The 20891-nt window shown below is 60.4% G+C and carries 15 protein-coding genes; all 15 read left to right on the top strand.

The features are described 5' to 3' along the window. Positions 1 to 79: 79 nt before the first annotated feature. Positions 80 to 3634: a glycosyltransferase gene (locus B2790_RS20730; RefSeq protein WP_286919639.1), complete on the top strand. Its 3555-nt coding sequence runs from the start codon at positions 80 to 82 to the stop codon at positions 3632 to 3634. 54 nt (positions 3635 to 3688) lie between these two features. Further along, positions 3689 to 6415 (top strand): glycosyltransferase, encoded by a 2727-nt coding sequence (locus B2790_RS20735; protein WP_286919640.1) that lies wholly within the window; start codon positions 3689 to 3691, stop codon positions 6413 to 6415. Between the two features lie 46 nt (positions 6416 to 6461). Next, positions 6462 to 7844 carry a class I SAM-dependent methyltransferase gene (locus B2790_RS20740; RefSeq protein WP_286919641.1) on the top strand — a complete coding sequence of 461 codons (1383 nt, stop codon included), beginning with the start codon at positions 6462 to 6464 and terminating at the stop codon, positions 7842 to 7844. A 286-nt stretch (positions 7845 to 8130) separates the two neighbouring features. Then, positions 8131 to 9066: a ketoacyl-ACP synthase III gene (locus B2790_RS20745; RefSeq protein ID WP_039612685.1), complete on the top strand. Its 936-nt coding sequence runs from the start codon at positions 8131 to 8133 to the stop codon at positions 9064 to 9066. Positions 9067 to 9338: 272 nt separating this feature from the next. After that, a complete protein-coding gene (locus B2790_RS20750; protein ID WP_075045934.1) occupies positions 9339 to 10190 on the top strand; it encodes a flagellin domain-containing protein in 852 nt (283 codons plus the stop codon). Positions 10191 to 10259: 69 nt separating this feature from the next. Beyond that, a complete protein-coding gene (locus B2790_RS20755; RefSeq protein WP_075045933.1) occupies positions 10260 to 10619 on the top strand; it encodes a flagellar protein FlaG in 360 nt (119 codons plus the stop codon). 78 nt (positions 10620 to 10697) lie between these two features. Continuing rightward, the gene (gene fliD / locus B2790_RS20760) at positions 10698 to 12116 is read left to right on the top strand and encodes a flagellar filament capping protein FliD (RefSeq protein WP_286919642.1); all 1419 of its coding nucleotides are present in this window, start codon (positions 10698 to 10700) and stop codon (positions 12114 to 12116) included. A 134-nt stretch (positions 12117 to 12250) separates the two neighbouring features. After that, a complete protein-coding gene (gene fliS, locus B2790_RS20765) occupies positions 12251 to 12646 on the top strand; it encodes a flagellar export chaperone FliS (protein ID WP_003257284.1) in 396 nt (131 codons plus the stop codon). Between the two features lie 14 nt (positions 12647 to 12660). After that, positions 12661 to 12957 (top strand): hypothetical protein, encoded by a 297-nt coding sequence (locus B2790_RS20770; RefSeq protein ID WP_003257286.1) that lies wholly within the window; start codon positions 12661 to 12663, stop codon positions 12955 to 12957. Between the two features lie 165 nt (positions 12958 to 13122). Continuing rightward, positions 13123 to 14598 (top strand): transcriptional regulator FleQ, encoded by a 1476-nt coding sequence (fleQ, locus tag B2790_RS20775; protein WP_046614590.1) that lies wholly within the window; start codon positions 13123 to 13125, stop codon positions 14596 to 14598. Positions 14599 to 14895: 297 nt separating this feature from the next. Next, positions 14896 to 16113, top strand: a complete 1218-nt coding sequence (locus B2790_RS20780; RefSeq protein WP_286919643.1) for a sensor histidine kinase — start codon at positions 14896 to 14898, stop codon at positions 16111 to 16113. Continuing rightward, positions 16113 to 17468: a sigma-54-dependent transcriptional regulator gene (locus tag B2790_RS20785; RefSeq protein ID WP_286919644.1), complete on the top strand. Its 1356-nt coding sequence runs from the start codon at positions 16113 to 16115 to the stop codon at positions 17466 to 17468. Before B2790_RS20780 ends, B2790_RS20785 begins: the two co-directional genes overlap by 1 nt. Before the next feature lie 170 nt (positions 17469 to 17638). Continuing rightward, complete coding sequence (gene fliE, locus B2790_RS20790) at positions 17639 to 17971, top strand: flagellar hook-basal body complex protein FliE (protein WP_013973606.1); 333 nt, start codon at positions 17639 to 17641, stop codon at positions 17969 to 17971. Positions 17972 to 17986: 15 nt separating this feature from the next. Next, complete coding sequence (gene fliF / locus B2790_RS20795) at positions 17987 to 19765, top strand: flagellar basal-body MS-ring/collar protein FliF (protein WP_025340086.1); 1779 nt, start codon at positions 17987 to 17989, stop codon at positions 19763 to 19765. Next, complete coding sequence (gene fliG, locus B2790_RS20800; protein WP_003257289.1) at positions 19758 to 20777, top strand: flagellar motor switch protein FliG; 1020 nt, start codon at positions 19758 to 19760, stop codon at positions 20775 to 20777. Before fliF ends, fliG begins: the two co-directional genes overlap by 8 nt. Positions 20778 to 20891: the final 114 nt, after the last annotated feature.

The raw sequence follows: 20891 nt of genomic DNA on the forward strand, positions 1-20891 counted from the left end.
GTGCTGGGCGGCCTCTACGCAGAGTGCCGCTTCGACGTCCCTCGTGGCATTGAATGTATTATCGCTAAGTGAGCAACACGTGAGTGCACAACCCCTCGTCTCTATCGCCATCCTAGCGTTCAACCCGGAATTTTTCCGTCGTACGCTGAGCAGCGCGCTCAACCAGGACTACCCGAATCTGGAAGTCGTTGTTTGCGACGATAGCCCAGGTCAAGAGATCGAGACTATTTGTGAGGAGCTGCACAAGACTTCGTCAGTGCTACTGCGTTACGTACGCAATCCAGGGCGACTCGGGTTCGCCCGCAACATGCTGGCATGCCTCGGCCACGCCTCAGGAGAGCTGGTCAAGTTCCTCTGCGATGATGACCTCTTGATGACCCAGTGCATTAGCCATCAGGCGAAGGTGCTGTGTGATCATGAGCAGGTGAGCATGGTGATTAGCCAGCGGTTGGTCTGCGATGCTGATGACATTTTGTTGCCCTCCAGGGCGCTCAATGCGTTGGTCGCTCCGACCACTGCCGTGCTCTACGGTACAGACCTGTTGGCATGCATTGCCGAAAGCACATTAAACCTGTTTGGAGGCATCAGCCATGCGCTTTTCCGTCGTGCTCAGGTTGGGGAGTATCTGGAGACCTTGGTGCAGGATGGGCAGGGATTTTGTTCGCGTCTGGACATGGCTTTGTACATTTGTTTGCTGCGTCGTGGGCACCTGGCCAGTCTTGAGCAAGTGCTGAGCGTTGAGCGGATTTATGCCGGAAGGCTTAGCCATCACGTGGCGATGACTGAGGCGGCCAAGATCGAGTCTGAGTGGTTGCAGCAGATGCTGGCCGGGCGAACCGGGGGGCAGGCGCCAGCCGAAGGGTGGGTGCGTTACTTGCCGATACCGTCCTACAGCGGTGGTGCCGATGACGTGTGGCAAGAGATGGACATGCGTAACTTCACCAGCCGGCAAATCGCTTTTTTCCAGCAGCAGGTGGGCACTGAAAGCCTCAGTTTTGCGGAGTTGTACGCTGAATGGCTGGAATCTTGTTCATTGTCTGAGGGTCAGCAGCGTCTGTTGCCCAAGCGTATAGAGCAGTGGCCAAGTCGGCCTCGTATCATGCCAGTGGTATTCTGCGACGACGGCGAAGAGCTTGCCCTTCGTGCCACACTCGATAGCCTGGCTGCACAGTCCTATGCTGCCAGTGGTATTCAAGTGCTGGGCAACTGCGAACTGCCCTTGCCGACGGTTGCAGGGGTGCAGTACCAACATCTCGATGGTGATGGCTTCGACAATGTGAATGCTCGCTTGGGCGATGCCTCGGCGGACTGGATCGTTCTGTTGCGTGCAGGGGATCGCCTTCGTCCCCACGCATTGATGATCATGGCCGAACGCATGGCATTGAATGCTGGCAGCTTGTGTCTTTACAGCGATGAAGGTGCTTTCAATGGGCGTGAATCGAGTCATCCGATCTTCAAGCCCGATTTCAACCTGGATCTGATGCGAAGCCTGCCTTACGTGGGTCGCCAATTGATATTCAATTGTGAGGCGATGCGCGCCATTGGCGGTTTTGACGCGCAGTTCGGCAGCCTGTCGCCACATGATGCGCTCTGGCGTCTGGTCGAAACCTATGGTTTGCAAGCGATCGGGCATATCCCCGAATTACTGGTGCAGAGTCAGAGTACATATGCTGACTGGATGAATGATCCTGCAGTGCAAACCCATGCCGCCAGTGTGGTGCGTGCGCACTTGAAGCGCATGGGGGTGGCTGCTGAAGTAGAAACTGTTGCCGATAGCATGGCAACTCGCGTGCATTATCAGCATGCGCTTCCCGCCAGTGTTTCTATCCTGATTCAAGCTGGCAGCGATCTACTTACTTTGCGCCGTTGCGTCGAATCGCTGTTTGAGTACACCCATTACAGCAACTATGAAGTGTTGTTGATCGCCAACGGTGATGAACCTGCCGAAGTGCGTGACTGGCTGATTGCGATGAAGGGGCTGGGCAGTGACCAGTTGCGTGTACTTGAGGTGGGGGGGCAGGGAAGAGCGGCAAGCCTGAACCTGGGCAGTGAACAGGCTCACGGTGACTATCTTTTGTTGCTTGATGTCGGGTGTGCGCTGTTTGACGCGCAATGGCTACATGAGTTGATGAGCCAGGCCCAGCGCCCGGAGGTGGGTGTAGTCGGGCCCAAACTGTATGCCCGCGATGGTGCCGCTGCACCCAGCGCATTGGTCCTGGGGCTTTGTGGTCCTGCGGGTAATCCATTTGCGGGTAATGCGGCAGATGCCGAGAGTTACCTGGGCCGGTCACGGCTGGTGCAGAACTGGAGTGCGTTGAGCCTGGATTGCCTGTTGGTTCGGCGTGAGCTGTTCAATGAGCTGCAAGGTTTGGATACACAAGCTCTGCAGCAAAGCTGGTTCGATGCAGATCTCTGCCTGAGGGTGCGTGAAGCAGGTTATCTTGTGGTCTGGACGCCGTTTTCGAAAGTGGCCCGGATGTCGTCGAACACGCCGGACAATGACGTTGCTTGCCAACAGGTCTTTTATCAACGCTGGCTGCACAGTGTTGCCAATGACCCGGCCTACAACAAGAATCTGAGCCTCAGACAGGGCTTCAGGCTTGAGCCGGGGTTGCGCAATGCCTGGGACCCTTTTATCGCTCGCGCGATGCCGTCAGTTCTGGCCTTGCCATTCAATACGACCGCGATCGGGCATTATCGGGTTATTCAGCCGTTCGTGGAACTGGAGCAAGCCGGCTGGATTCAAGGACGGATCAGTTACCAAATATCAGAGCCTATTGCGGCGGAGCGGGAGAAGCCCGACGCGATGATCCTGCAATTGCGCTATTCCGCAGAGAGCATCAAGGAAATCGCTGAAATCAAGAAGTATTCCAGCGCACGGCGAATATTTGAAATTGACGACTATGTGATCGAACCGTCTGAAAAAAATGATCATGTTCGTAACTGGCCAAAAAATGTCGGTGAATTGTTAGGGCAGGCGATCGGGTTGTGCGATCGGCTGGTCGTGTCCACTGAGCCATTGGCAGACGCCTTGTCGCATTTGCATCACGACATTCGCGTCGTGCCGAACATGTTGGCCGCCTCGTTGTGGACAGACCTGTCCAGTCAGCGCCAGACAAGCGAAAGGCCAAGAGTGGGCTGGGCGGGTGGCACGAGCCATCGTGGTGATCTGGAGCTCATGCTGGGCGTTGTCCGAGCGCTTGCGGATGAGGTCGACTGGGTATTTTTTGGCATGTGTCCGGAAATGCTGCGTCCCTATATCAAGGAGTTCCATAAGGGTGTACCCATGGCCCAGTATCCGCGCAAGCTGGCCAGCCTCAACCTCGACCTCGCTCTGGCACCTCTTGAACAAAACCTGTTCAACGACTGTAAGAGCAATTTACGGCTTCTGGAGTACGGCGTTTGCGGTTATCCGGTGATCTGTACTGACACCAAGGCCTACGACGGCTATCTGCCCTGCACGCGGGTCCGTGCCAACACAACCGAATTATGGCTGGATGCCATTCGTATGCACCTTGCTGACCCCGGTGCCAGCTTCCGTCAGGGAGATGAGCTTCGAGAAGCGGTATTGCGCGACTACGTACTTGCACCGCGTCATCTCCAGCATTGGGCCAATGCCTGGCTTGCCGACTGAACTCTGGCGCCTGGCGGGGCCGGGCGCTAAATCATCATTTGAAACAGGTGCTTTATGAGCGTAATCACTACTGGGACACGCAGTGATGTAACTGTCCTCCTGCTTGGTCACGAACAAGCCGACACCCGTGTGCGTGCTCAGTATTACTACAGCGAAGCAGGCGTACCTTGCGTGGCGCTAGAACCATTGCAAGCGGGCAGTACCGGTGAGGTGTGCCTGGAACGGTTGTTGCACTCCCTGCATCAGGTAACTACGCCCTTGGTAGTGCTGAGCCTGGACGCCGACTTCGTCCTGCCGGAGGCTTTGGATAATGCAGCGGCCCATTTGCAAACGGCTTCCCACGTGATTGGTGCGCAAGGGTATGCGTTGGGTTATACCGCAGGCAATTGCGAGTTGGCTTATCACAAGGTCGGTTTGGCGCTGTTGCCTTCGGGCGAGCAGAGCGCCCATGGCCGTTTGCAATGCTATGCCCAAGCTGCCCAGCAGGCTTGGCGTGCCGTGTTGCGGGTATCGGCTCTGAAGGCTGTTTTGCCCCTTCTGCCGGAGGCGGTGGATTTCCCTGCCTGGCGTGTGGCGTTGTCCTATGCGCTACTGGCGCAGGGCGAGATCGAGCGCCTCGAACAAACCGATGTAGTGAGTGAGTATGTAGTGTGTCCATTGTCTGCGGCCCAGCTGGAGGAGCGACTGACATTAGCAGTACGTACGCTGCGTGAATGGGACTCGACAGGGGTCGGCCTTTGCAGCGACGACTTCGATTTGCTCAACCGGTTCGTGCGCGACACGTATGGCGCATCCGAAGAGCCATTGTTGTTTACGTCTGCTTGGAAAAGTGTCACGGCTGCGCCTGAGCGAGTGTTCGCACCGCAGCAGTATGTAGCGTTGCCGTATTACAACGCTGCCTTGTTCGATAGTTTGGTCGACCTGGAGTTTCTGTGTCATGCCTGGCCGGCTGGCGCGCAGCATTACCGCGCCCTGGAAGGCGCCTGGGTGCGTCAGCGCGAGCTGTTGCAAGTGCACGCCAATGATACGCCCGACAGTTTGCAGCAGCGCTATTGGCAAGCGCTGGCGTTGGGCCTGTTCAATCGCGAAGTGTGCTTGCGTTTGGCCGATACATTGGTCGCAAACAGCGACGCGCGTCCTGTGCGTGAACTTCAGGACTGGCGCCAGCGCTTGGCCAAGGTTCCGGCGCTTTCTCCTGAGCAAGGGCTGGCCGGGACCCCGTCAGGTCAGTTGCTCGAATTGCTCGATAGCATGACCCCGGACAATGACGCTCGTCGGCGAGTACTGGAGCAATTGGAGCAAGCCCCCCCGCTACAGATCGCTTTCGTGGTGTTGGACTTGGCCAATGATGATGCGGGGCTGCAGGCTACTTTCGACAGCGTGCTGGCCAGTGGCGCGCGCAACTTCAAGCTGTGGGTGCTCAAGGCTTGTAAACCGCCGGTGATCACGACACCTCAAGACACGTTGCATTTCGTTCAGGTCACGCCCGATAACTGGGTTGCTCACTTGAACCAGGTTGTTCGCCAACTGCCAAGCGAGTGGTTGATGCTGTTGCACGCTGGCGAGCAATTGCTTGCTGGCGGACTCCTGCACCTGCTGCTGGAGCTGGGCCAGTCGCCTGCCTGCGAGGCCATTTGTGCCCATGAGGTACAGCGCGATGAGCAGGGGCGGCTGCACAATGTGGCGCGCCCAGGTGCCGACCTGGACCTGTTGCGCAGCCAGCCCGGATTGATGTCTCGACACTGGCTCGTGCGGCGCCAGGCTGTGCTTGAACTGGGTGGATACAGCGAGAGCCTGCGCCACGCCCTGGAGTTCGACCTGCTGCTGCGACTTGTGGAAGCCCAGGGTGTGGCCAGCCTGGCTCATCTGGATGACTATCTGGTATTGGGCGACCAGTCGCCAGAAACCATGACCAAAGAGGCCGTTACGGTTCTGGAGCGGCACCTCAGGCAGCTAGGTTACGGTGCCCATGTCAGTGAGCGGGGGGCGGCGGGCCTGGGTATGGATTACCGTCATGGCACTACGCCGTTGGTCAGTATCCTGATCGCCAGCACAGACGGACTTGCTGCGCTCCAGTCTTGCTTGACCAGTATTGTGCAACGCACCCGTTATCCGCGCTATGAGGTGTTGGTGGCCTGCGCGGGTGATGCTGAACGCTCCGAAGGCGAAGCGCTCCAGGGAGCAGGCAGTCGAGTGCGGTTGTTTACGGGCGAGCCCGGCGCTTCGCATGACGACTTGCTGAACCTGGCCGCGAGCCAGGCTCGGGGCGAGTATCTGGTGTTGTTCTCCGAAGCGGGCGAGGTGATGAGCCCGGCTTGGCTTGAAGGCCTTCTCAATGAAGTCCAGCGCCCGGAGGTGGGTGTCGTTGGGGGAGCCTTGTATGCCTCGGGTGCGGCGCTGGCCCATGCAGGCTATCAACTGCTCGATGGCCCAAGGGTGCATGAGCCATGGTTGAGTGCAGATCAGTTGTGGCAGCAATCGGTTCGTAGTTGCTCTGCTGTCTCGGGCGACTGCCTGATGTTGGGCAAGGAACTGTTCGAGCAAGTGGGTGGTTTGCAGGGTGTGACGGGCGGGGATATCGACCTTGCCCTGCGTGTGCAGGAGACAGGTTTGATGGTGGTCTGGACGCCACAGGCTCAGGTGCTCGTCAAGCGTGAGTCGGCTTGTGACACGCAAGTCGCCCAGGCGCTGAGCGAACGTTGGCCGCATGCTTTCACTGGGCGTGCTTTCGATGAAGGGGTGATGCCCGGTACAGGGCCGGCCTGGTTGGCAGCGTTGTGATCCAGTGTCGTGATGTCCTATCAACTACTCATTGACAGATAGCCACATGAAACCTATTCGAATTATTTGTGGGACCCGTGAGTCCCGAGAGGACTTCCCGACCAAAACTGCATTGGGGCGGTCCTTGCAGATCCATCAGGCATCCAATCCTGTGGAGTTGGTGCTTCATGCAGAAAACAAGGAAGGGCTGTCGACCCTCTACAACCGTGCCATTGAGGAAGCCAAGGAGGCCCCGGCAATCCTGGTGTTTGTGCATGATGACGTCCACCTTTGTGACTACTGGTGGGGGGATCGGTTAAGGGAAGGGGTCGAAGCCTTCGATGTCATCGGGCTTGCAGGCAACACGCGCCGCATCGAGGGCCAGCCAGCGTGGGCATTTGTCGACGATAGGTTTACCTGGGATGAGAAACGTTTCCTGAGTGGCGCTGTAGGGCATGGCAGCAGTTTCCCTTGCGCGGTCTCGAATTTCGGGCCGGCTCCGCAGCCTTGCAAGCTGCTGGACGGGCTGCTGCTGGCTGCTGACAGTGAGCGGCTGGTGCAGGCCGGTGTGCGTTTCGATGAGCAGTTCCAGTTCCATTTCTATGATATGGATTTCTGCCGTCAGGCAGAGGCGAAGGGGCTGCTCATGGGAACATGGCCACTTAGCGTCGTACATGAAAGTGGGGGCGCATTCGGTACACCCACTTGGCGAGAGGGTTATCGCCGCTATTTGGACAAGTATGACGAACAGCGTGATCAAAACACTCAGGAGAAAAGCGTGCAGAGCCAAACGCCGGTCCATCAGCATCACAATCCCGATCTTCTGAAGTTGATGCCAGCTAATGCAAGGCGTGTGGTGGAGATTGGTTGCAGTTCAGGTGCGCTTGCCCGTGAGTACAAGAAGCTGAACCCGAGCGTGCACTACACAGGCATCGAGATCGAGCCCAGTTACGCGGAGCTGGCCAGGGAGCACTGTGACCGTGTTCTGGATATGAATATCGAAGCAGTGACTGCGGATCTGCTGGCCTCTGACCTTGCTGCCGACTGCTGGGTCTTTGGCGATGTGCTGGAGCATCTCTACGACCCGTGGCAACTGTTGAGCAAGATCCGCGAGGCAAGTGCGCCGGGCACCAGTATCGTTGCATGCATCCCTAATGCGCAGCATTGGAGTGTCCAGGTTCGCCTGAGTGTCGGGGACTTCCGCTACGAAGACTCGGGGCTGTTCGACAGGACGCATATCCGCTGGTTTACCCTTGCCACCATGCTTGAAATGTTCGCGCAGGCAGGTTTGACGGTGGAGGCGGGCATACCCCGGGTGTTCGATGAGCCCCAGCGCGAACGGTATCTCCCAGTTATCCATGCCATGGCAGCGGCGGCAGGAACGGACCCGGAAGTGGCGGTGCAGGATGCCTTGCCGTTGCAGTATGTATTCAGAGCAGTCGTCAACTGACGCGGAGTTTCACAAGGTGGGGCGATCGGCTTGAAACGCTCCCCTTGATCCTGCGTCACACCCAATGTACAGATTGAACGTGCATTGGGTGGGCGTCGCTGCCTTCCCTCCCTGCGATTCGACAAAAGCACGTGACTCGGAAGTCACGGCAAGCATCTTCACTGTTATGATTGCCACAACCGGGAACGGCTGAGCCAATGAACCGCGTTGCCAGAAGCTGTGCCTTCCCCGGCAGGCGCTCGTGGTGCTCAGCAGGCATTTTGCTTTTTCAGAATTGGGAAGCCATATGATTGGCATTAAAAGTATCGCCAGTTACGTGCCGGCTGAAGGGGTAGACAACTACGCCCAAGGCGCAAAATTCGGCAAAGACCAGGATTTCATCTTTGGCAAGATCGGCTCGACCTTCCTGCCGCGTAAAGATGACGCTCAGGAAACCTCTGACCTGTGCGTGCAAGCTGCAAAGAACCTGTTCTCTGCCAACCCATCGCTCGACCCGGCAGCTATCGATGCCGTGATCGTCGTGACCCAGAACGGTGATGCCGAAGGGCTGCCGCACACTGCTGCTATCGTTCAGCACAAGCTTGGCCTGTCGACCGCCGTTGCCGCTTTCGATGTTTCGCTGGGTTGCTCGGGCTATGTCTATGGCCTGTATGCGATGAAAGGTTTCATGGAAGCGGCGGGTCTGAAGAACGGCCTGCTGATCACTGCCGACCCTTACTCCAAGATCGTCGACCCCGAAGACCGTAATACCACCATGTTGTTCGGTGATGCGGCCACGGCCACCTGGATGGGCGAAGGCGCTGCCTGGCAGTTGGGTAAGTCGCTGTTTGGCAGCGACGGTGCAGGTGCTGAGCATCTGCGCACCACTGACGGCAAGTTCTTCATGAATGGTCGCCAGGTTTACAACTTTGCCTTGGTCAAGGTGCCTGCCCACCTGCAGCAACTGCTGGAAGCCAGTGATCTCAAGGCTGAGGACATCGATTTGTATTGCCTGCATCAGGGCAGTGCGGCGATTGTCGATGCTGTTTCGGCGCGTTTCGACGAGGGCACGCACAAGCAGAAATTTGTCAAGGACATGGTCGAGACGGGCAATACCGTGTCGTCGAGCATCCCTTTGCTGCTGGAAAAGCACGTGCTCGGCTCGCAGCATAAGCGCGTCGCGCTGAGCGGCTTTGGTGTCGGGCTGTCGTGGGGTTCTGCCATCATCGAGCGCTGCGACTGACGTTCACTACCGTATGAAACGCCGCCGCTTGGCGGCGTTTGTTTTTTAGTGCGCCTACACAGTTGCCCGCTAACCCAGCATGAGGGATGCGTCAGTCTTCTGGCGTCAACTCCTTGATTTTATTGGGCTGGCACGAGGCCAGTAATTTTTTTCCAAAATCCGCTAAAGCAAACAGCCCTGACGACGATAACTAATACGAAGGTTCTCTGTGCCGCACCCGGCGAATTGCCAAGGCCGGAAGCCGTAGTACACAATCCAACGAGGAATTCGTCATGGCTTTGACTGTAAACACCAACACCACCTCTCTGGGCGTTCAGAAGAACCTGAACCGTGCTTCCGATGCACTGAGCACCTCGATGACCCGTCTGTCCTCTGGCCTGAAAATCAACAGCGCCAAAGACGACGCCGCTGGCCTGCAGATCGCTACCCGCATGACCTCGCAGATCCGTGGTCAGACCATGGCGATCAAGAACGCCAACGACGGTATCTCCATCGCTCAAACCGCTGAAGGTGCGATGCAAGAGCAGACCAACATCCTGCAGCGTATGCGTGAACTGGCCGTCCAGTCGCGAAACGACTCCAACAGCTCGCAAGACCGCGATGCTCTGAACAAAGAATTCCAGTCGATGCTGTCGGAAATCGATCGTATTGCTAGCAGCACTCAGCTGAACGGCAAGGACCTGCTCAATGGTACAGCCAGCGTAATGACCTTCCAGGTCGGCTCCAATACTGGCGGGGCCAACCAGATTAAGATCAGCCTGAGCGACTCCATGATGACCACCGGTGCCCTGAGCGCACTGTCTGGTAAGACCATCACTGGCGCTGACAGCGCAGCAGCTGAAGCAGCTTTCAGCGGTGCCGTCACTGCCATCGACTCCGCTCTGCAGACCATCAACAGCAGTCGTGCTGACCTGGGTGCCGCGCAGAACCGTCTGACCAGCACCATCAACAACCTGCAAAACATCAACGAAAACGCCGAAGCTGCTCGTGGCCGTGTACAGGACACCGACTTCGCTGCTGAAACTGCCCAGCTGACCAAGCAGCAGACCCTGCAGCAAGCTTCCACCTCGGTTCTGGCCCAGGCCAACCAGCTGCCATCGGCAGTACTGAAGCTGCTGGGCTAATCTGCCTGGTTGCTGGCGGGGAAGTGCTGGTAAGGCACTTCCCCGCCTTTTCATTACGAGGTGGTGGGCATGGACATGAACGTCAAGCTGAACCTGTCTTATCCGTCCGCACGCTCGGCCGAGCAGGTTGCTGAAAAACCGGTTGTCCGGTCGACGGAAAACGTAAAGCCTGAAGACGACAAGAAAGACCCCAAGGCGGTGCAGGATGCCGACAAGGTCAAGCATGCCGTTTCGGAGATCGAAAAGTTCCTGAGGGCGTCGCAACGTAATCTGGAATTTTCCACGGATGAAGAGTCCGGCAAGATAGTGGTCAAAGTCATCGCTACCGATAGTGGTGAGCTGATTCGCCAGTTGCCCTCGGAAGAGGCCCTGCGCATCGCCCACAGCCTGAGCGATGTCAAAAGTGTTCTGTTCGACGCCAAGGTATGATTGGTGGCGAGCATCAATGAGGTGATGCATGTCGGTTCTGCGGAGCAGGATTGACGCGTTAGCGAGAGGGACAACAGCATGGCAAGCCCGATTACATCCAGCGTAGGTCTGGGTTCTGGTCTCGACATTGGTGCGATGGTCAAAGCTCTGGTTGGTGCTGATACTGCTGCCAAGCAGGCGCAGATCAACCGGCAAACCAGCAACAACACGGCGATGATTTCGGGGATTGGCGCGCTGCGCAGTGCCCTCACGGCGTACCAGGACGCCATGAAAGGGCTCAACAACAAAGATGCGCCTTCATTCAATGCCTATGCGGCGAAGTCGGCCAATGAGTCGGTGGTCAAGGTCACCTCCAGCAACACCGCAGTGGCGGGTAGCTACGACATCGTGGTGGATAAGCTGGCTACCAGTTCGAAAGTAGCCAGCCAGCAGTTCGCTGGCGGCGCCACCAGCGCGATCAGCGCTGGCAAGCTGACCATCAGCCAGGGCGGCAAGACCTATGATCTGGATGTGGCCAGCGGCGCCACGCTGCAGAGCGTGCGCGACCAGATCAACAAGGAAATGAGCGCCAACGGCATTTCCGCGAACATCGTTAACGAGGTGGGTGGTTCCCGTCTTGTGCTCAGCTCGACGACCACGGGTGCCAATACCGATATTTCCGTGAGTGGTATTGCTGCGTTGGCCATCGACGGCACCACGCAGATGTCCGGCACCGGCGCGGGCTTCATCTCGGCCAAGGCTCAGGATGCCGAGCTGACCATCGATGGTCTGAAGGTCAAGAGCGCCTCCAACAAGCTCGATAGTGCTATCAGTGGCATGACCCTGGAGTTGACTGGAGTCAGTGCCAAGGCCAGTGGTGCCACCAGCGGTACGCCGACCGCGGTCACTGTGGCGGCGGACAACGATGGCTTGAAGAAGTCGGTCCAGAGCTTTGTCGATGCCTACAACACCCTGCAAAATGCGATCAAGTCGCTGACGTCGACCAGCCGCGACGCCGATGACAATCTGGTGCTCGGCCCGCTCACCAACGACCCGACCACTCGCTCGCTGCTGGGGGATATACGCAAGGTGCTGACTGAGGTAGGGGCGGGCGACAAGCTGACTACGCTGAGCCAGTTGGGTATCAACACGCAAAAAGACGGCACTCTGGAGTTTAATAGCTCTAAGTTCACCGCGGCGATGAACGACAAGAAGCTCGGCCCCGAAGTACAGGAGCTGTTCACCGGCACCGACGGTATTTTCGAGCGTATGAACAAGGCCATCGACCCCTATAACGCTACCGATGGCAGCCTGGCCACACGCAAGTCCAACCTCGACAAGGCGGCCAAGAACCTGTCCGACCAGCAGGCTGCCCTGGACCGCCGCACCGAGTCCCTGACCGAATCGCTGACCAAGAAGTACGTGGCCCTGGACACCGCCCTGGGCAAGATGAAGGCCCAGGCCGACCAGATCACCTCGATCTTCGAAGCGATCAACGCCCAGGCCAAGAAATCCTGATCGGCTGAACATGCCAAAAGCCCGGCGGCGTCCGCGAGACGCCCCGGGCTTTTTGCTTTTCCCCTAAAGTTTTTTGACGTACAGGCGATACAGCAGGTACAAGCAACTTTTTACCGCAGCAACGAGGCAGATCCATGAACCCGATGTTGGCCCTTCGGCAGTACCAGAAAGTCAACGGCGCAGCGCAGACGTCCGAAGCCAGTCCGCACCGCCTGGTGCAGATGCTCATGCAGGGCGGCCTTGATCGCATGGCGCAGGCCAAGGGCGCAATTGCCCGCAACGACATCGCGCAAAGAGGCATCCTCATTGGCAAGGCCATCGACATCATCGGCGGCCTGCGTGAAGGCCTGGACCTGGAAAACCATGCCGACAGCCTGGCTGAGCTGGACAGCTTGTACATGTACATGAGCCGCCGCCTGATCGAGGCCAACGTCAAGGGTGACCCGGCTATCATCGACGAGGTCGCGCGCCTGCTGATCACTGTGAAGGAAGGTTGGGACGCAATCGGCGATCAGTCGTCGGCTTCCTGATAAAGGAGGATGACATGAGCGAAGTAATCGCCCGGATCGAGCAGACCCGGGAAATGCTGCTGGCGGCGCTGGCCGAGCGCAACTGGGAAGCGGTGGGTGAGCTGGACCTGGAATGCCGCTTGCGCATCGGTGACATGGTGAGCGAGGCGAAGGGCAACGAGGCCGATGTCAGTGCCAGCCTTGAGCAGTTGTTGGCCGTATACCGTCAACTAATCGATGTTGCAAGTGGCGAACGTCAATCCTTGGTGGATGAAATGACGAAAATCCGTCAGGCGAAGAACGCGGCAAAGGTATACCATTTGTTCACCTGACCACAGATCTGCAAAAAGCCATGCGCCATTAATTTGACTGGCTGGTGTTTTTTGACTTTACTAGTGGCTGTTTTCGAATTTCAGACGTCCGAACACTGACCATTCAGTCGGAATGATGTCGAGCACGCCCTCGGGCGCCGATATGACTAGGGAAGTTGCTATTGCATGTGGCGTGAAACCAAGATTCTGCTGATCGACGACGACAGCGCACGCCGCCGCGACCTGGCGGTGGTGCTTAACTTCCTCGGCGAAGAAAACCTCGCTTGCTCCAGCCAGGACTGGCAGCAGGTGGTCGAGCCATTGTCTTCGAGTCGCGAAGTGCTGTGCGTGCTTATCGGCACTGTAAACGCCCCGGGCAGTGTGCTTGGGCTCGTTAAGACAGTGGCTGGGTGGGATGAGTTCCTTCCGGTTCTGCTTTTAGGTGAAATTTCTTCTGCGGAGTTCCCGGAAGACCTTCGCCGCCGGGTGCTTTCCAACCTGGAAATGCCGCCAAGCTACAGCCAGCTGCTGGATTCGCTGCACCGTGCCCAGGTCTATCGCGAGATGTACGACCAGGCGCGCGAGCGTGGCCGCCAGCGCGAACCCAACCTGTTCCGCAGCCTGGTCGGTACCAGCCGTGCCATCCAGCACGTGCGGCAGATGATGCAGCAGGTGGCTGATACCGATGCCAGCGTGCTGATCCTGGGTGAGTCCGGCACCGGCAAGGAAGTGGTCGCGCGCAACCTGCACTACCATTCCAAGCGCCGCGAAGCGCCGTTCGTGCCGGTCAACTGCGGCGCGATCCCGGCCGAGCTGCTGGAAAGCGAACTGTTCGGCCACGAGAAGGGCGCCTTCACCGGGGCGATCACCAGCCGTGCCGGGCGTTTCGAGCTGGCCAATGGCGGTACCCTGTTCCTCGACGAAATCGGCGACATGCCGTTGCCGATGCAGGTCAAGCTGTTGCGCGTGCTGCAGGAGCGTACCTTCGAGCGCGTGGGCAGCAACAAGACCCAGAGCATCGATGTGCGCATCATTGCCGCGACCCACAAGAACCTCGAGACCATGATCGAGGAGGGTACGTTCCGCGAAGACTTGTACTACCGCCTGAACGTGTTCCCCATCGAGATGGCGCCGCTGCGTGAGCGGGTGGAAGACATCCCGCTGCTGATGAATGAGCTGATCTCGCGCATGGAGCACGAGAAGCGCGGGTCCATCCGCTTCAACTCCGCGTCGATCATGTCGCTGTGTCGCCACGGCTGGCCGGGCAACGTGCGCGAGCTGGCCAACCTGGTCGAGCGCATGGCGATCATGCACCCGTACGGGGTGATTGGCGTGTCCGAGCTGCCGAAGAAATTCCGTTACGTCGATGACGAAGACGAGCAGATGGTCGACAGCCTGCGCAGCGACCTGGAAGAGCGCGTGGCGATCAACGGCCATACGCCGAACTTCAGCAACCACGCCATGCTGCCACCTGAAGGCCTGGACCTGAAGGACTACCTGGGTAGCCTGGAGCAGGGCCTGATCCAGCAGGCGCTGGACGATGCCAACGGTATCGTTGCGCGCGCGGCTGAACGTTTGCGCATTCGTCGTACCACCCTGGTCGAGAAGATGCGCAAGTACGGCATGAGCCGCCAGGGTGGCGAGGAACAGGCGGAGGATTGACGCCTGGCGGTTGCCTGTACCGGCCTCTTCGCGGGCACGCCCGCTCCCACAGGATCGATGCACAGCTTGAATTCGATGATATCCCTGTGGGAGCGGGCAAGCCCGCGAAGAGGCCGGCACAGGGAGCCAAAGTCTCCAGTACTGCGCAAGGCTTGAAGCCTGCACGATCCCTGTGGGAGCGGGCATGCCCGCGAAGAGGCCGGCACAGCCAACCCAAATCCCTATCTTCGGCACGGCTATTGCTACACCGCTGGCAACACACCGTTTTTATGACGGTCAGCCACGCGAGAGAGCAAGATGCCCCAGGCCGCCCACGTATCCCTAGCCCCCGATCCGCAGGGGCAAACCCCGATCGAGCAGGACAGCCGCCAGGGTGTCGAGCAGGCCTTCGCCCTGTTCAATCAGGTGTCCAGCCAACTGAGCCAGTCCTACAGCCTGCTCGAAGCCCGGGTCAGCGAACTCAAGGGCGAGCTGGCGGTGGTCAGCGCCCAGCGCATCGATGAACTGAGCGAAAAGGAACGCCTGGCCAACCGCCTGCAGAACCTGCTGGACCTGCTGCCCGGCGGGGTGATCGTGATCGATGGCCAGGGCCTGGTACGCGAAGCCAACCCGGCCGCCTGCGAACTGCTCGGCGAGCCGCTGGTCGGCCAGCTGTGGCGCCAGGTGATCGCCCGCAGCTTTGCCCCGCGCAAGGATGACGGTCACGAAGTCTCGCTGCGCGACGGCCGCCGTCTGTCCATTGCCACTCGCTCGCTGGATGCCGAGCCTGGCCAGTTGGTGTTGCTCAACGACCTGACCGAAACCCGTCGCCTGCAAGACCAGCTGGCTCGCCACGAGCGCCTGTCTTCGCTGGGGCGCATGGTCGCCTCGCTGGCGCATCAGATCCGCACGCCACTGTCGGCGGCGATGCTCTACGCCAGCCACCTGGCTGATCCCGAACAAGAGCTGGGCGCGGAAACCCGCCAGCGCTTTGCCGGCACCCTGAAGGAGCGCCTGCACGAGCTGGAACACCAGGTGCGCGACATGCTGGTATTCGCCCGTGGCGAGCTGCCGCTGAATGATCGAGTCACGCCAAAAGCCTTGTTCCAGGCACTGCAGCAGGCTGCCCAGGCGCATGTGCAAGGGCACGCCGTGCGCTGGCAGTGCGACAGCCACCTGGGTGAGCTGCTGTGCAACCGCGACACCCTGGTTGGTGCATTGCTCAACCTGATCGAAAATGCGCTGCAAGCCAGCGACGGCCCGGCGCGACTGAAGGTGCACCTGTTCCGCCGCGAGCGCAGCCTGCATCTGTGTGTAAGCGACGCCGGCAGTGGTATCGATGCCGACCTGCTCGGCCGCCTGGGCGAACCGTTCCTGACCACCAAGGCTACCGGCACCGGCCTGGGCCTGGCCGTGGTCAAGGCCGTGGTGCGCGCGCACCAGGGTACGCTGCGCCTGCGCTCGAAGGTTGGCCGTGGTACCTGTGTGCAGGTGGAGCTGCCGTTGATCGACGGGCAACTGGCGGAGGGCATGTAATGGCGATCAAGGTGCTGCTGGTCGAGGACGACCGCGTATTGCGCCAGGCGCTGGGCGATACCCTGGAAATCGGCGGCTTCGCCTACCAGGCGGTGGGCAGTGCCGAAGAAGCGCTGGAAGCAGTACTGGAGGAGGCCTTCAGCCTGGTAGTCAGCGATGTGAACATGCCTGGCATGGATGGGCACCAACTGCTGGCCCAGCTGCGCCGCCAGCAACCGCAACTGCCCGTGTTGCTGATGACTGCGCATGCCGCGGTTGAGCGTGCCGTCGAGGCGATGCGCCAAGGGGCTGCCGACTACCTGGTCAAGCCATTCGAACCCAAGGCCTTGCTCAGTCTGGTCGAGCGGCATGCCGCCGGGCGCGTGGCTGAAGAGGAAGGCCCGGTGGCCTGCGAGCCGGCCAGTCGACAGTTGCTGGAGCTGGCCACGCGGGTGGCGCGCAGTGACTCGACCGTGCTGATTTCCGGCGAATCCGGTACCGGCAAGGAAGTGCTGGCGCGCTTCATTCACCAGCAGTCGCCGCGGGCGGCGCAGCCCTTCGTGGCGATCAATTGTGCTGCCATCCCCGACAACATGCTCGAGGCCACCCTGTTCGGCCACGAGAAGGGTGCCTTTACCGGTGCCATCGCTGCCCAGGCCGGCAAGTTCGAGCAGGCCGAAGGTGGCACCTTGCTGCTCGATGAAATCTCGGAAATGCCAATGGCCTTGCAGGCCAAGCTGCTGCGCGTGCTGCAGGAGCGCGAGGTGGAGCGGGTGGGCGGGCGCAAGCCCATCAGCCTGGATATCCGCGTGCTGGCCACCACCAACCGTGACCTGGCTGGCGAAGTGTCGGCCGGGCGTTTCCGTGAAGACTTGTACTACCGCCTGTCGGTTTTCCCCCTGGCCTGGCGCCCGCTGCGCGAACGCCCGGGTGACATCCTGCAACTGGCCGAGCGCCTGTTGGCGCGTCACGTGGCGAAGATGAAGCACGCCCCCGTGCAGCTGTCGCCCCAGGCCCGAGCCTGCCTGCAGGCGTATGCCTGGCCGGGCAACGTACGCGAACTGGACAACGCCCTGCAGCGGGCGCTGATCCTGCAGCAGGGCGGGGTGATCGAGGCGGCGGATTTTTGTCTGGCGGGCGCCATTCCATTGTCGGCTGGCATCGAGCCATCACCTGAGGTGCTGGCTGAGCCTGTTGGGCTGGGCGATGACATGCGTCGTCATGAGTACCAGATGATCATCGACACCCTGCGCGCTGAGCGCGGCCGCCGCAAAGAGGCCGCCGAACGCCTGGGGATAAGCCCGCGTACCCTGCGCTACAAGCTGGCGCAGATGCGCGATGCCGGGTTTGACGTCGAGGCCAGCCTGTTCGGCTGAAGATCGAAAGGGGCTGCTGCGCAGCCCATCGCCGGCAANNGCTTGCCGGCGATGGGGCGCGAAGCGGCCCCAGATTGTCTGGCATACATAGGCTGGCACCTTTGTTGCTTTAGGTTGGCTATCCGCCGCATCACTGTCAAAAAAATGCGGCCGCAGGAGAGAGAAGGGTCATGAGCCAAGGTGTTGAATTCAATCGTCTGATGCTGGACATGCGGGCCATGCAGGCCGACGCCATGTCGCTGCCAAAGGTGGCCGCTGCCCCCGAGTTGGCACCCGGGCAAAGTACCTTTGCCGACATGCTCGGCCAGGCCATCGGCAAGGTGCATGAGACGCAGCAGGCTTCGACCCAGTTGGCCAACGCCTTCGAGATCGGCAAGAGTGGCGTCGACCTGACCGACGTGATGATCGCTTCGCAAAAGGCCAGCGTTTCGATGCAGGCCCTGACCCAGGTACGCAACAAGCTGGTCCAGGCGTACCAGGACATCATGCAGATGCCGGTTTGAGGACGGACGTAAACCATGGCTGAAGCAGTCGTCGACAACCCCCCTGCCAAAAGCGGCCCGCCCGCGGCCAAACCGCCGCTGTTTGGCATGGCGTTTCTGGAAAACATCGCGCAGATGCCCATGCTGCGTCAGATCGGCCTTCTGGTCGGCCTGGCCGCCAGCGTGGCGATCGGCTTTGCCGTGGTGCTGTGGTCGCAACAACCCGATTACCGTCCGCTGTACGGCAGCCTGGCGGGCATGGACACCAAGCAGGTCATGGATACCCTGGCCGCCGCCGACATCCCCTACAACGTCGAGCCCAATTCCGGTGCTCTGCTGGTCAAGGCCGACGACCTCTCCCGTGCGCGCCTGAAACTGGCGGCCGCCGGCGTGGCACCAAGCGATGGCAACGTCGGCTTCGAGCTGCTCGACAAGGAGCAGGGCCTGGGCACCAGCCAGTTCATGGAAGCCACCCGTTACCGTCGCAGCCTGGAAGGCGAGCTGGCGCGTACCGTGTCCAGCCTGAACAACGTCAAGGGCGCGCGCGTGCACCTGGCCATCCCGAAAAGCTCGGTGTTCGTGCGTGACGAACGCAAGCCCAGCGCCTCGGTACTGGTCGAGCTGTACCCGGGCCGTGCCCTGGAAGCCGGGCAGGTGATGGCCATCGTCAACCTGGTCGCGACCAGCGTGCCGGAACTGGACAAGTCCCAGGTCACCGTGGTCGACCAGAAGGGCAACCTGCTGTCCGAGCAGATCCAGGACACCGCCCTGACCCAGGCAGGCAAACAGTTCGACTACAGCCGCCGGGTGGAAAGCATGCTCACCCAGCGGGTGCACAACATCCTGCAGCCGGTGCTGGGCAATGACCGCTACAAGGCCGAAGTGTCCGCCGACCTCGACTTCAGTGCGGTCGAGTCCACCTCCGAGCAGTTCAACCCAGACCAGCCGGCGCTGCGCAGCGAGCAGTCGGTCGATGAGCAACGTGCCAGCAGCCAGGGCCCGCAAGGTGTGCCCGGTGCGCTGAGCAACCAGCCGCCAGGCCCGGCCTCGGCACCGCAGACCACCGGTGGTGCCGCTACCCCGGCCGCGGCCATCCAGCCTGGCCAGCCGCTGGTGGATGCCAACGGCCAGCAGATCATGGACCCGGCCACCGGCCAGCCGATGCTCGCGCCGTACCCGTCGGACAAGCGCCAGCAAAGCACCAAGAACTTCGAGCTGGACCGTTCCATCAGCCACACCCGCCAGCAGCAGGGGCGCATGACCCGCCTGTCGGTGGCGGTGGTGGTGGACGACCAGGTCAAGATCGACCCGGCCACCGGCGACGCCACCCGTGCGCCATGGGGCGCCGAGGACCTGGCACGCTTCACTCGCCTGGTGCAGGACGCGGTCGGCTTCGATGCCAGCCGTGGCGACAGCGTGACGGTGATCAACGTGCCGTTCGCCGCCGACCGCGGCGAAGAAATCACCGACATTGCCTTCTACCAGCAGCCGTGGTTCTGGGACATCGTCAAGCAAGTGCTGGGCGTGGTGTTCATCCTGGTGCTGGTGTTCGGTGTGCTGCGCCCGGTGCTGAACAACATTACAGGGGGCGGCAAGCAGGCTGCCCCGGATAGCGACATGGAGCTGGGCGGCATGATGGGTCTGGATGGCGAACTGGCCAACGACCGCGTCAGTCTGGGTGGCCCGACAAGCATTCTGCTGCCTAGCCCGAACGAGGGTTACGAGGCACAGCTCAACGCAATCAAAGGCCTGGTGGCCGAAGACCCGGGCCGCGTTGCCCAGGTCGTGAAAGAGTGGATCAACGCCGATGAGTGATAACCGAGCCGTTACCGCCAAGCTGAGCCGCGTCGACAAGGCGGCGATCCTCCTGCTTTCGCTGGGCGAGACCGATGCTGCCCAGGTGCTGCGGCACATGGGGCCCAAGGAAGTGCAGCGGGTGGGTGTGGCCATGGCGCAGATGGGCAATGTGCACCGTGAGCAGGTCGAGCAGGTGATGAGCGAGTTCGTCGAAATCGTCGGCGACCAGACCAGCCTGGGCGTGGGCTCCGATGCCTATATCCGCAAGATGCTCAACCAGGCCCTGGGCGAGGACAAGGCCAACGGCCTGGTCGACCGCATCCTGCTCGGTGGCAACACCAGCGGCCTGGACAGCCTGAAGTGGATGGAGCCGCGCGCCGTTGCCGACGTGATCCGCTACGAGCACCCGCAGATCCAGGCCATCGTGGTTGCCTACCTCGACCCCGACCAGGCCGGCGAAGTGCTGAGCAACTTCGACCACAAGGTGCGCCTGGATATCGTCCTGCGCGTGTCGTCGCTGAACACCGTGCAGCCGGCGGCGCTGAAGGAGCTGAACCAGATCCTCGAGAAGCAGTTCTCGGGCAACTCCAACGCGGCGCGTACCACCTTGGGTGGCATCAAGCGCGCCGCCGACATCATGAACTTCCTCGACAGCTCGGTGGAAGGTGCACTGATGGACGCGATCCGCGAGATCGACAGCGACCTGTCGGAGCAGATCGAAGACCTGATGTTCGTCTTCAACAACCTGGCCGACGTCGACGACCGTGGCATCCAGGCGCTGCTGCGCGAAGTCTCGTCCGACGTGCTGGTGGTGTCGCTCAAGGGCGCCGACGAGCGAGTCAAGGACAAGATCTTCAAGAACATGTCCAAGCGTGCCTCGGAGCTGTTGCGCGACGACCTGGAGGCCAAGGGGCCGGTGCGGGTCAGCGACGTGGAAACGGCGCAGAAGGAAATCCTCACCATCGCCCGCCGCATGGCCGAGGCCGGCGAGATCGTGCTCGGCGGCAAGGGTGCCGAGGAAATGATCTGATCCACCAGGGCAGGCAAATGAATTTTGCGGCCTGGTGCGGTACTTGTGGGAGCTGGCTTGCCGGCGATGAGGCCGGCCCAGGCACCGCTGCTGTATGGCAAGGGCTTCGCCCTT

Source organism: Pseudomonas sp. UBA6753 (assembly GCF_002453565.1).
In the GTDB taxonomy this organism is placed as follows: domain Bacteria; phylum Pseudomonadota; class Gammaproteobacteria; order Pseudomonadales; family Pseudomonadaceae; genus Aquipseudomonas; species Aquipseudomonas putida_Z.